The sequence below is a fragment of the Sinomonas sp. B1-1 genome (genome assembly GCF_050474465.1).
GTDB lineage: Bacteria > Actinomycetota > Actinomycetes > Actinomycetales > Micrococcaceae > Sinomonas > Sinomonas flava.
This window is the reverse complement of the sequence record NZ_JBCHVF010000005.1, coordinates 85,475-97,694: the sequence shown is the minus strand read 5'-3', so window position 1 is coordinate 97,694 and position 12,220 is coordinate 85,475. Positions and strand designations below refer to the sequence as shown.

At 69.7% G+C, this 12,220-nt stretch carries 11 protein-coding genes; 2 read left to right on the top strand and 9 right to left on the bottom strand.

What is annotated here, in order from left to right; all coding sequences use genetic code 11:
- Positions 1–277: 277 nt before the first annotated feature.
- Both ACQ5BE_RS10050 and ACQ5BE_RS10045 read left to right on the top strand, forming a co-directional pair.
- Positions 278–1,051, top strand: coding sequence for an isochorismatase family protein (locus ACQ5BE_RS10050; RefSeq protein ID WP_430296895.1), 774 nt, complete (start codon positions 278–280; stop codon positions 1,049–1,051).
- A 137-nt stretch (positions 1,052–1,188) separates the two neighbouring features.
- A complete protein-coding gene (locus ACQ5BE_RS10045; protein WP_430296894.1) occupies positions 1,189–1,356 on the top strand; it encodes a hypothetical protein in 168 nt (55 codons plus the stop codon).
- 255 nt (positions 1,357–1,611) lie between these two features.
- On the opposite strand, the gene ACQ5BE_RS10040 is transcribed toward ACQ5BE_RS10045, so the two are convergent.
- From ACQ5BE_RS10040 to ACQ5BE_RS10000, 9 genes are all read right to left on the bottom strand, one after another.
- Complete coding sequence (locus tag ACQ5BE_RS10040; protein ID WP_430296893.1) at positions 1,612–2,481, bottom strand: GAF and ANTAR domain-containing protein; 870 nt, start codon at positions 2,479–2,481, stop codon at positions 1,612–1,614.
- A gap of 74 nt (positions 2,482–2,555) precedes the next feature.
- Positions 2,556–4,109 (bottom strand): aldehyde dehydrogenase family protein, encoded by a 1,554-nt coding sequence (locus ACQ5BE_RS10035; RefSeq protein WP_430296892.1) that lies wholly within the window; start codon positions 4,107–4,109, stop codon positions 2,556–2,558.
- The gene (locus tag ACQ5BE_RS10030) at positions 4,106–4,909 is read right to left on the bottom strand and encodes an HD domain-containing protein (protein ID WP_430296891.1); all 804 of its coding nucleotides are present in this window, start codon (positions 4,907–4,909) and stop codon (positions 4,106–4,108) included. The genes ACQ5BE_RS10035 and ACQ5BE_RS10030 overlap by 4 nt, the downstream gene beginning before the upstream one ends.
- 188 nt (positions 4,910–5,097) lie before the next feature.
- Positions 5,098–6,408: an NAD(P)/FAD-dependent oxidoreductase gene (locus tag ACQ5BE_RS10025; RefSeq protein ID WP_430296890.1), complete on the bottom strand. Its 1,311-nt coding sequence runs from the start codon at positions 6,406–6,408 to the stop codon at positions 5,098–5,100.
- Position 6,409: 1 nt separating this feature from the next.
- Complete coding sequence (locus ACQ5BE_RS10020) at positions 6,410–6,733, bottom strand: 2Fe-2S iron-sulfur cluster-binding protein (protein WP_189694476.1); 324 nt, start codon at positions 6,731–6,733, stop codon at positions 6,410–6,412.
- Positions 6,734–6,819: 86 nt separating this feature from the next.
- Positions 6,820–7,602 (bottom strand): SDR family NAD(P)-dependent oxidoreductase, encoded by a 783-nt coding sequence (locus ACQ5BE_RS10015; protein ID WP_430296889.1) that lies wholly within the window; start codon positions 7,600–7,602, stop codon positions 6,820–6,822.
- Positions 7,595–9,499: a PEP-utilizing enzyme gene (locus ACQ5BE_RS10010; protein WP_430296888.1), complete on the bottom strand. Its 1,905-nt coding sequence runs from the start codon at positions 9,497–9,499 to the stop codon at positions 7,595–7,597. The genes ACQ5BE_RS10015 and ACQ5BE_RS10010 overlap by 8 nt, the downstream gene beginning before the upstream one ends.
- Before the next feature lie 45 nt (positions 9,500–9,544).
- Positions 9,545–10,651, bottom strand: coding sequence for a PEP/pyruvate-binding domain-containing protein (locus ACQ5BE_RS10005; RefSeq protein WP_430296887.1), 1,107 nt, complete (start codon positions 10,649–10,651; stop codon positions 9,545–9,547).
- 5 nt (positions 10,652–10,656) lie between these two features.
- Positions 10,657–12,009, bottom strand: coding sequence for a cytochrome P450 (locus tag ACQ5BE_RS10000; protein WP_430296886.1), 1,353 nt, complete (start codon positions 12,007–12,009; stop codon positions 10,657–10,659).
- Positions 12,010–12,220 lie beyond the last annotated feature (211 nt).

The window sequence follows — 12,220 nt, the reverse complement described above, 5'->3', positions numbered from 1 at the left end:
GCCGTTTACCTGTCCGGCCTCGAGCCGGTGGTAGGCCTGGAGGGCATCGTCGAGTGTGAACCTCTGTACCTGCGGTGTGATCTGCCCGGCACGGGGCCGTACGCGACGGCGGCGTTCTTGGGCACGCCGACCACGCCGCGCTTGGCACCGACAACCGCAGCGCGGAGGCTTCAATCAGTCAACCCGTGTCCTTGTCCCGGCGGCACGCCGGCATTTATGCTCAGGCCAGGCTTTCCGCTATTCCTGGGTTCCGTCCTGTGAGGAAGAGAGGCACGTCATGACCGAGGAAGCGCCACGGCGCCCGGACGACGTGGTCAGCCCGATCACCGATTCGTCCCTTCCCAACAAGGTTCCGGCGGCAGATGCGCGTGCGGCCGGCCGGTTCGGCCATGAGAAGCCAACGGCGGAGAACAGCATTGTCCTGCTCATTGACCACCAGATCGGACTGTTGGCTAGCACGCGTGACTTCAGCTCGGCGGCGGAGATCAAGAGCAATGTCGTCGGTCTGGCGCGGGTAGCCAAGGCGCTGCAGCTCCCCGTGCTGATCAGCTCCTCCAACGCTCAGTGGCAAAACGGCGACACCCTTCCCGAAATAAAGGAAATCTTCGATACGGAGCCGATCTACCGTCGCACCGGCATCATCAACGCCTATGAGGACCCATCCTTCCGGCGTGCCTTTGACGACATCGTGGACCGTACGGGCCGCACCCACGTCATCATTGCCGGGGTCACCATCGGCACGTGCTGCGCCTTTCCGACACTGTCCCTGCTCAACGACGGGTACAAGGTGTTCCCGGTGATCGACGCCTGCGGCGCGTGGAATCAGTACGAAGCGCAAGCGGCCACCCTGCGCATGGCGAACGCCGGGGCCGAACCCGTCACCACCTTCGCCTTGGCCTGCGAACTGCAGGCCGACTGGAAGGGCCCGTCGGCCAACGCGATGCTCGAACCGTTCTTCCAGAACCTCTCCGAATACGGCTGGATCACCCAGAACTACTGGAACAACGCCGGCCAGAAGTCCGTGCCGGACCCCTTCGGGTCAGCCGGATAGGCCGCCAGCGCTGGGCGAAGGCGAGCCCGCGACGGCGCCATCGACGATCAACCGTCGGTGGCCGCCGGTTGCGTTCCTGTTCCCGTTAGGCCCGCCCCACCAATGGAGCCTTTGCTGGGACTTCGGTGGATGACCGCATGCGCGGCGATGCGCTCTCCCGGGCAGTGAAGGGCATCAGCGCGGCGGCGCTGCCCGTTGCCGTCCGTGGCGGACATTCCATGTCGATTACGATCGCCGTGCTGACAAACACCAAACGCTTTGATGAGCTGCTCGCGGACAAGTTGCGAATGCCGGGCAATCGGTGAGGCCGCCCGCGCCCTCGCCGAACGCATGCAACACCTCTGACTGCGGTCAAAGCCCGGGACAAGGGCGAGATGCTAGCGAATGGCCACCGATCCACCCGAAAGTACCGATGCGACGAAGGTGCGCTGGTCCGCGGCAAGTGACGGACATCGGGGAACGCCCTTGTCGTGGTGTCTGCTCGTCCTGCGGAAACGAATTGTGCGCAGCACTCCGAGATGCACGAGCACTGCCGCGTCGGTGCCGAAGCCAGACGCGCCTCAGCTGAAGTGGGTCTCGGGATTCGCGTCGCCGAATCTGGCCAGGACCGTAGAGGCGACGTCGCGCAGCTTCATGTTGCGGTGCATAGAGGCGCTCTTGAGGACCTCGATGGCCTGCGCCGGGGTGCAGTTCGACTGCGCCATGATCACCCCGGCCGCGAGGTTGATCGTGGTGCGCGACTCGAGGGCCGCCGCGAGGTCCGCGGCCCTCTCGCTCTCCTGGGCGCAGCGGATGGCCAGCTGCACCGACCGGGACGCGAGGGCTGCGAGTTCCTCCGCCTCGGAGCGGAGCTCGGCAGAGAAGCCCTCGGGCTCGGTGCTGTAGCTGTTGAGCGCGGCGGTGGCCTTGGCCGAGGTCGGCAGCGGAATCGGGGTGGCGAACACCGAACGGAGGGGTGCGCCGTCGACCGCCTCACGGTAGCGGGGGTAGCGCTTCGTGGTGCGGAGGTCGGGGACGTAGACGGTGCGCTCGGTGCTCACGGACTCCTGGCAGGGGCCCTCGCCGCTCGCGTACTGGATCTCGTCCATGGCCTCCGCCATCGCATCGCTGCTCGCCACGGTGCTCCGCCGGCCGTCGCGGTCCAGCGTGACGCTGCAGGAGACCTCGCCGGTGCCGGAGAGGGCCTCGGCCGCACGCTGGGAGACGCGGGTGAGGAAGGTCGAGAGGTCGGGGCTGTCGAGCAGGAGGTCGAGCAGCTCCTCCTCGCGGGCCCGCGCTATGGCGGAGCGGCCCTCGACCTCGGCGCCGTCGGCGGGAGGCGCCGGCGCGGGCGCAGACCCGTTCGAGGGCGCTGCAGCCCGCTGTGGAGGGGCGACGACCTCCACGTTCGGTTCGATGCGGCGGTCAGGTCCGCCCGCTGTCTCGTCCATGATCACCTCTGCCTCCTGAGACGGCCCTCGCTGGACCAGCGTGATCTCCAGAGTACGCTGGTCCGGCTCTCGCGCTACACCGCCTTCCGGTGGATCGACTTGTACGTCAGGTACGCGCCCAGGCCCTCGACGCCGTACTCGGTCCCGAGCCCCGAATCGTGCCGGCCGCCGAAGGGCGCGGAGTGGTTCGAGGCGAAGAAGTTGATGCCGATAGACCCCGTGTCCACCCGGTCGGCGACGGCCAGGGCCGCCTCCGGGTCGGACGAGAACACGAGGCCGCCGAGGCCGAACTCGGTGTTGTTGGCCAGCGCCACGGCCTCGTCAACGCCGCCATCGGGAGCCGAGTCGTCGTACTTCAGGATGGTCAGGACGGGCCCGAAGATCTCCTCCCGCGACACCCGCATGGACGGGGTGACGTCCGCGAACACGGTCGGCTCCACGAAGAACCCGCCCTCGAGGCCGGTCTCCTGGGCGAACGACGCCGCCCTGCCGCCCGCCGTCGCCCGCGCGCCTTCCTCGAGGCCCGACTCCACGTAGCCCACGACGGTCTCGAACTGCGACTTTGTGGCGCTGGGCCCGAAGACCGTGGACGGGTCGAGCGGGTCGCCCTGCGGCGCCGCGGCGATGACGGACCGGGCCATCTCCACGACCTCTTCGTACCGGGAGGCCGGGGCGAGGATGCGCGTGGAGATGTAGCAGGTCTGCCCCGTGTTGCGCATCGAGGAGCGGATGAGCACCTTGGCCATCGCGTCCAGGTCCGCGTCCGGCAGCACGATCGCGCTGGACTTGCCGCCCAGTTCCAGGGTGACCGGCCGCAGCAGCTCCCCGCAGGCCGCCGCGATGCGCCGCCCCACCGGCGTCGAGCCCGTGAACGCGACCTTGTCCACGCCCGGGTGCTTCACGAGCAGGTCGCCCATGCGCCCCGAGCCGGTCACGAGGTTCACGACGCCGGCCGGCACGCCCGCGGCCGCGACGGCGTCGACGATGAACCGGATCGACAGCGGCGTGGGCGAGGCCGGCTTGATCACCACGGTGCACCCCGCCAGCAGCGCGGGGGCGAGCTTGATGACCACGAGGTTGATCGGGAAGTTCCACGGCGCGATCAGCGCGCACACCCCCACGGGCTCGCGCCGCACCACCGACTCCTGGCCCGGTGCGAACGGGAACGGCCGCACGTCCTCGCGCTCGAGGTACTCGGCGAGGGTCGCAAAGTAGCGGAAGATGCCCGCCGCGTTCGCTGCCGCGCCACGAGTCTCCGTGATGGGCGAGCCGTTCTCGCGCGTGTTCGTCAGGGCGAGGGTCTCGGTGCGGGCCTCGATCTCGTCCGCGATCCGCGTCAGGTACGCCGCGCGCTCGGAGGGGGAGAGGCGGGGCCAGGGGCCGGCGTCGAACGCCCGGCGCGCTGCGGCCACTGCGGCGTCGACGTCCTCGGCCGACCCGTCCGGGACCTCGCCCCACACCTCGCCGGTCGCGGGGTCGGTCACGGGGTTCCGGCCGGTGCCGCGGGCGGGGACGTACGCGCCGTCGATGAACATATCGTCGACGCGCGTGTAGGGCAGGTCGAGCGCCGCGCGCCGGGCGCGGGCATCCTGGGTGTGCGCATCCTGGGCAGTGTGGACCGTGGTCATCGGAGAACTCCCGTCTTGAGCAGCGCGTTCGAGCGCGCAAGGTCCGCCCCGGCCATCTCGACGGCGGCGGCGGTGATGAGCTCGGGCACGATCTCGGCCGCAAGGCGGTCCGTATACGTGGCCGGGTCCATGCCGAACCACGAGGAGGCCAGCGCGATCCCGGCCCGGTCGAAGCGCCAGGCACGGTCGGCGTCGCGCACGAGCGCGTCCTCGAGCGAGTAGGCGACGTGCCGCGTGTCGTGGCCGTCGATGATCGCCGTCACCCGCTCGACGAACTCGTCCGCGTACCCGAGACCTGGCAGCACCTCCTGGGCCACGAGGCAGCCCTGGTGCTCGTGCTCGTAGCGGATCTGGGCCTTGCGCCAGTCGCCGGTGAAGCCCTCGGACAGGATCCGGGATTCGTCGACGCGGGCCCAGCCGGTGTCGTGCAGGAGGGTCGCGACGAGCACGAGCTCGCGGTCCGCGCTCGGGTAGGCGTCGCACAGCCGCTCGGCGTAGGCGACCGAGATGGGCAGGTGGATGTCGTTCCCGCGCGTCCTGGTGTACGGCACCACGGCCTTCCAGAGCGCGTCGAGGCGGCCGCCCGGGCCCGCGGTGCTGGGCGTGTCGCAGATGGACCGGGTGTCCACGGGGCCCTCGGCGGGGATCGGTCGGACGGGGTGGGCCGCGGCGAACGCGTCCGCGCGGGCCGTGTCCACGGCGGGCTGGCCGGCGTGCGGCTCGGCGGCGGACGACGGCGGCGGCTCGGCGCTCGCGGTCGCGCTCGCCTGCGGTGCGGCGAGGCTGGGGTGGTCAGTCATGGGATCCTCCGGTGCAAGGAAAGGGACGAGGGGGCCGGTGGGGCGGGTCGCCGGCCCGGATGCGGGACGCCGCCGGGCCGGCCGGGGGTTGCCGGCCCGTACGATCGGTGCCCGCCCGCACGATCGGTGCTGGTCCGCACCGATCGTGCGGCTGCGCACCGATCGTGCGAGCGTGGCCCGCCGGCGGCCTACGCGGCCAGGGTTTTGAGCTGGACGGTCATGTCCGCCTCGGCGCCGGCGGCAGCGACGGCGTCGGCCGGGATGTTCTGGCCCTTGGCGAGGGCATTCTTGACGGCCATGAAGTCCAGCGGGGCGTTGACGCAGTCGGCGGCGATGATCCGGCTGGCGCGGTAGTACAGGACGGAGAACTTGCCGCGTTCGTCGTCGCGCCGGACCACGGTCTGGTCGTAGCCCATCGAGAGCCCGGCGATCTGCAGCTTGAGGTCCGCCTGGTTCGACCAGAACCACGGGATGCCCGCGTAGTCCTCGCGGCGGCCCACGAGCGAGTACGCCGCGACCTTCGCGTGCTCGATCGCATTGTTGACGCTCTCGAGCCGGATGCGCTCACCGGCTGGGGAGCCCGGGACCGGGTTGGGCATGTTGGCGCAGTCGCCCACGGCAACGGTCGTGCCGTCGGAGGCGAGCGCGTGCTCGTCCACGACGATCCCGTTGTCCACGGCCAGGCCCATCTGCTCGGCCAGCTCCGTGTTCGGGATGACGCCGATCCCCACCAGCACGATCTGCGCCGGGATCACCTCGCCGGCACCCCCGGCACCAGCGAGCTCGACGCCGGCGACGGCCTTCCCGCCGTCGCCCGTCGCGCCCGGCACGAAGCGGGAGATGCGGGCGTCGAGGCGGATGTCCAGCCCGCGCGAGCGGTGCGCGTCGAGGAAGAACTGCGCGGTCTCCTCGCCCACGGCCCGGCCCACGAGCCGCGGCCCGTGCTCGAGCAGCACCACGTTCTTGCCCATCTTCTTCAGGCTCGACGCCGCCTCGAGGCCGATGAACCCGCCGCCCACCACCACGACGTCGGTCGCGTCGCCGACCATGGCCTTGAGCGCCAGGGCGTCGTCGGCGTTGCGGAGGTAGACGACGCCGGTGAGGTCGGCGCCGTCGACGGCGATCTTCCGCGCCCGGGCGCCCACGGTGAGGGCGAGGCGCTTGAACGGGAACTCCGCCCCGGACTCCGCGACCGCGATGCCGGAGCCATCAGGTTCCTTGCGGACCTCCACGATCCGCTGGTCCTTGACCAGGGTCACATTGTGCTCGTCCCAGTACTCGGCCGAGCGGAAGATGAGCGACTCGTTGCCCACCTCGCCCTGGAGCCACTCTTTGGAGAGGGCCGGGCGCTGGTAGGGGCGGTGGTTTTCCTCGCCGAGGAGCGTGATGGGCTCCTCGAAGCCGAGGGCGCGGAGCGAGATGGCCAGCTGGACGCCGGACTGGCTCGCGCCGATGATCAGCAGGCCTGTGGGCTCCTGGCCGGGGGTGTCGGCAGCCATCTCACACCTGCGTTTCCGGGGTGGTCACGTACAGGTCCATCCCCTCGGTGAGCTTGAGCTGGCAGGAGAGGCGGGAGTTCTCCTCGCGGTCCACGGCGGTGCCGTAGAGCATCTCGTCCTCCATGGGCTCCATGGGCGGGAGCTCGGAGAGGCAGTCCTCGCGGACAAACACGTGGCACGTGGCGCAGGAGAGCGATCCGCCGCACTCGGCGACGATCCCCGGCACGCCGTTGCGCACGGCGGTCTCCATGACGGAGTCGCCGGGGCGTCCCTCGATGTCCCGGACGGTGCCCTCCGCGTCGGTGTAGTGGACGGTGGTGGTCATGTCTGCTGCTCCTGGTGGGTGCTGACGACGTTTAGGGGTCAGATTCTGGGGGTCAGGTTCTGGGGGTCTAGGGCGGGTGGGTGGGTCTATATGAATTGCCGGCCGCCGTCGACCACGAGGGTCTGGCCGGTCATGTAGGAGGAGTCGGGGCTCGCGAGGAAGAGCGCGGCGCCCACGATGTCCTCGGGCTGGCTGGCCCGCTTGATGGCACCGCGGTCCACGCCGTACGTGGCGGCGTTCTCCATGAGCCCGTAGCTGGCCTCGGTGAGGGTGAACCCGGGGGCGATCGCGTTGACGGTGACGCCGCGCTTGCCGAGCTCCTTGGCCAGGACCCGGGTCAGGGCCACGACCCCGCCCTTCGAGGCGACGTAGTGTGCCCACTGCTCGGAGCCGGAGTAGATCGTGGCGCTCGAGAGGTTGATGACGCGCCCGCCCTCGCCCAGGTAGGGGCTGGCCGCGCGGGTCACGAGCCACGGGCCCTTGAGGTTCACTCCCATCACGAGGTCCCACTCGGCCGGGTCGATCTCCTCGAACGGGCTGCGGGTCACCGTCGCGTAGATGGCGGCGTTGTTCACGACGACGTCGATGCGGCCTCCGCCGAACTCGGCGGCTTCCGCGGCCATCGCCTCGGTGGACGCGACGTCCGTGACGTCGACCTTCAGGGCCGTGGCCTGGGCGCCGGCCTCGCGGACGAGCTGCGCCGTCTCCTCGGCCCCGGCTGCGTTCACGTCCGCCACGGCGACGCGGTAGCCGCGGGAGGCGAAGCCGAGGGCGAAGGCCCGGCCCAGGCCCCCGGCCGCGCCCGTGATGAGCGCGAGCCGGGGAGCCTGCCGGCCGCCAGGAGAAGCAGCGCTGGCCTGCTCAGACATGCGCCGGCTCCTGCGCGGCCTCGCCGTGGCCGTGCTCGTCGTGCGAGTGGCTGTGCGCGCCCGGCCCGGACACCGCGGGGCCGTCCAGGATCTCCACGATGCCCTTCGTCCCGTCGACGCGCAGCCGCTGCCCGGTGACGATCGTCGTCGAGGCCGAGCCGGTGCCGGTGACGGCCGGGAGCCCGTACTCGCGGCACACGATGGCCGCGTGGCTCATCATGCCGCCGATGTCGGTGACGGTCGCGGCGATCTTGCCGAAGATCGGTCCCCAGGACGGCGCCGTGACGGGTGCGACGAGGATGTCGCCCTGCTGGACCTCGGAGAGGTGGTCGGCGTCCATGATGACGCGCGCAGGCCCTTCCACGACGCCGGGCGAGGCCGCCATGCCGCGGAGGCCGCCGCCGTCGACCGCTTCGCCTTCGCCCAGCCACTGCTGCACCTGCTCGGTGGTGATGCCCCAGAGCATGCGGGTGAAGGGCTCGGTGATGGAAGCCGGCGGGGTGTTGAGCGCGGGGGCCGGGCGGGCGGTCTTGAGCGCGTCGACGATGGCGCGGCGGCGCTCGATCTCCTCGGGCCAGTAGCTCGGGCCGATCGGCTGCGCGGCGCCGACGCCCCACCAGGTCACGAGGTCGAAGATCGCGTCGCGGACCTCGTTGCGGCCCAGGTAGAGGAGGTCGTCGGGCTGGGTCCAGAAGCCCTCGGCGTGGAAGAGGCGGGAGAGCTCGCGGATCTTGCGCCAGAACACGCCCATGGTCCAGTGCTCGATGTAGAAGTTGTGGTTCTCCACGTACGGGTAGCACTGGGCGGCCAGGCCGCGCTTGGCGTCGAAGGCGGCCAGGTTGTCGCCGTCGAGGAGCTCGCGGTACTCCTCGACGATCCGCTCCTTCTCGGCGACGAGCGCCTCGACCGGGCGGAGGATCTCCTGCCCGGCGTCCAGGCGGGCGATGTAGTCCTTGATGTAGTTGAGCGGGATCTCGGGGTGCTCGTTCCAGTACTTGTCGTGGCCGTAGAAGCCGTTGCCCACGGTGAAGTTGAACCACGGCTCGTGGGCCTCCTCCCACCGCTTGATCCAGTGCTCGCCGCCCTCGGAGGCGCGGATCGCGGCCAGGGTGGCGTCGGCGTCGTCCGCGTTCTCGAAGGCGGACTGGATGCCGAGCTCGACGGCGAGGGCGGCGAGGCCCTTGAGCTCGTCGTCGGGGCGGAAGAGCTCCATGTCGACGCCCTGGACCATGGTGGCGATCGACTGGTCCGGGATGTTCGGGAAGACCTGCTTGCAGAAGTTGAAGAAGTCCAGGTAGGCGATGTACCCGAGGTTCAGGAACTCGAAGTGGTACTGCCAGTTCTGGTAGGCGAGCTGGATGAGGCGGTCGTAGTTGTCCATGAGGACCTCGGAGCCGTCCATGGCCTTGCCCGAGTGGATGTCCTCGATCGGGACGATGGCCGGGGGCTTGGCGAAGGTGATCTTCTCCATCTCGTCGATGGTGCCCTTGACCTTGGTGTGCCACTGCTCGAGCAGGCGCGGCCAGTTCTGGAAGTAGTAGCCCACGCGCTCCTCGAAGTCCGGCACGCGCGCGGCGATCTGGTCCTCGGGGACGGGGATGGGGCTCATGTAGAGGTAGCCGAGGTGGATTCGGAACTCGATCCCGTTCGCGTTGGGGATCATGAGGTGGCGGGCGTTGTACTGGCCCAGGCACTTGACCGCGAACTCGCCGCCGATCGTCTCGAACGGCTTGAAGACCGTGGGCCAGTGCTGGGAGTCGCAGAACCAGAACTTGGCGTCCTCCTGCTCCTTGAGCTTGTCCTGGAACACGAGGTAGTAGGGGTACAGCTTCTCCCAGCCCTCGGCTCCGGCGGGGACCGGCAGCTCGGACGGCTTCGGGAAGGACTTCATCGACATTGGTGTGTCCTGTCTTCTGTGGGGGTGCTGCGGATACGGGGTGGGTTAGGCGGTGAGCTTGATGGAGCCCCAGCTGAACCCGCCGGACGACGCCGCGGGGCCGGGTTGCGTCGTCGTGCTCACCACGGGCTGGGGTGCCGTGGCGGGCTTGTTCGAGTGGACCGTCTCGGGGCGGGCCTGGAGCAGGAGGAGGTTCTCGCCGTCGGGGAGGTCGGCGTCGAGGGCCCACTCGATGTCCTGCGGGGTCTTGTAGTGCTTCTCCGCGCGCTTTGCGAGCGTGGCGACCGCGGTGAGCTCCGCGTCGGTGAGGCAGCGGCGGGCGCGGCGGTCGGCGTCGACCTCGCGCTCGACGAGGCGGCGCGCGGCCGGGTCGGGGATGAGCTCGGCGTGCTTGTCGCCGAGGTGCTCGTTGATCAGGGTGAGCGTGACCTTGTCCAGGACGATGTTGTCCGGGGTGACCTGGCCGGAGACGACCATCTCGCCGACGCCGTAGGAGGCGTCGATGGTGATCTTGGAGCGGTCGCCGTTGGTGGGGTCGAGGGTCATGGCGACGCCGGAGGCCTTCGCGTTGACCATCTTCTGCACCACGACCGCCATCGAGAGGCCCTCGTTGGGGATGTTGTTCTTGAGGCGGTAGATGATGGCGCGGGAGGTGTAGAGGGAGGCCCAGCACTTGCGGATGTGCTCGCCGACCGCGCCGAAGCCCTCGAGCCAGAGGTACGTGTCCTGCTGGCCCGCGAAGCTCGCGTCGGGGAGGTCCTCCGCCGTCGCGCTCGAGCGGACCGCGACCGGGACGGGGGCGTCGAAGCGGGACATGAGGGCGTCGTAGGCCGCGACGGTCTGGGCGCGGGCCTCGGTGGGGACCGGGCGGGACTCGATGTCCGCGCGGATGGCGGCGGAGACGGCGTCGACCTCGGCGACGTCGTCCGGGTTGAGCCCGGCCAGGAGCGCGTGGATGTGGTCGGTGATGCCGGCCTCGTGCATGAACGCGTCGAACTGGGCGGTGGTGACGACGAAGCCCGGGGGGACGGGCATGCCCGCGGACGTCATCGTGACGAGGGAGGCGCCCTTGCCGCCGAGGTTCGCCAGCGTCGGCTCGGTGCCGCCGTCGAAGAACTGGATGTACTGGGTGTCGGTGAACTGCTGGGTCATGGGTCTCAGGCCTCCCACGAGACGGGAACGGACACGGGGACGCGGAACGAGAGGTTCTCGCGGAATTCGATGCTCTCCGGGTCATCGACGTGGAGGTGCGGGAGCTTCGCCGTGGCCTCCTCGAGGGCGATCTTGGCCTGGAGCTTGGCGAGCATGTTGCCGAGGCAGTAGTGGATGCCGAAGCCGAACGAGAGGTGCTCACGGGCGTTGGGACGGGTGATGTCGAAGGTCTCGGGGTCTTCGAACTTGGACTCGTCGCGGTTGGCGGAGCCCATGACGAGCAGGACGCCGGAGCCCTCGGGGATCTTCACGCCGCCGATTTCGGCGTCCTTCGTTGCCTTGCGGCGCCAGGCGACGATCGAGCCGGAGTAGCGCAGGACCTCGTCGATGGCGCCGGGGATCTTCTTGGGGTCCTTGACGAGCTGGGCCCAGACGGCGGGGTCCGCGGCGAGGAGGCGGAGGGCGTTGGAGATGAGCGTGGTGGTGGTCTCGTGGCCGGCGAAGAGGAGGCTGTAGGCCACGGAGGCGATCTCGTGGTCGGAGATCTCGGCGCCGTCCTTCTGGGCGGTGACGAGGTCCGCGATGAGGTTGTCGCCGCCCTCGGCGTGGGCCTTGGTGACGAGGGCGAGGCAGGCCTGCCAGTACTCGACGAGGTTGTGCGCGTGGGGGATCTGCTCCTCGTCGGTGAGGTCGCCCCAGGTCATCGCGGCGCGGGAGTCGGACCAGCGCTTGTAGTCGTCCAGCTTGGCGAGGTCCTCGCCGAGGAGGGTGAGGATGGTGATGGTGGGGACCTCGTAGGCGAGGTCCTTGACGATCTCGCCGTGGTGGGTGCCGGCGTCCTGGCCGCGGGCGATCATCGCGTCGAGGCGGTCTGCGACGTTCTGGCGGATGAACGGCTCGAGGACCTTGAACCGGCGAGGGGTGAAGGCCTTCTGGACGATGCCGCGGATGCGGGTGTGCTCCGGGGGGATGCGGGCCGAGAGGCCCGAGTAGGCGGTGAAGCCGCCCTCGTTCATGATCTGGGTGGCCTGCGGGCCGCGCTTCCGGACAGGCGCCTGGGCGTTCTCGGAGGAGAAGGTCTCCCAGTCCTCGAAGACGGCCTTGATGTCGTCGTAGCGGGTGACGACGAACATATCGATCCGCTCGTCGTACATGACCGGCTCCTCGGTGCGGAGGGCCGCGTACGCCGGGAAGGGGTTCTTCATCTGGAACGGCTCGTAGCCGTGGTGGGTGGCGTTGTGGGTCGCCGCGGGGGCGGTGGCGGCGTTGGTTGAAGCGGCGGCGGGGGAGCCCGTGTCGGTGCCGGCTTCGGCGCCGAATCCGAAGGGACAGCCCGTTCCCTGAGTCTCCAGTGACATCAGCACTCCTTGATCTCGTGGCCTCCGGCGCGGCTGGGGGCCGAGCCTGTGCGTCTGGATCAAGTGTGGTCCTGATCACCGGGTAGTGCGGTCGGTCACCTTCCACTGAGTGGAAGTGATCGTAGCTCTTCGCCGCTTCCATCAGTGAGGTCGACCAGTCGATGTGGCTCTTCGGATTCGGGCTACCCTATGTACGGCCTTCGTTGTAGCG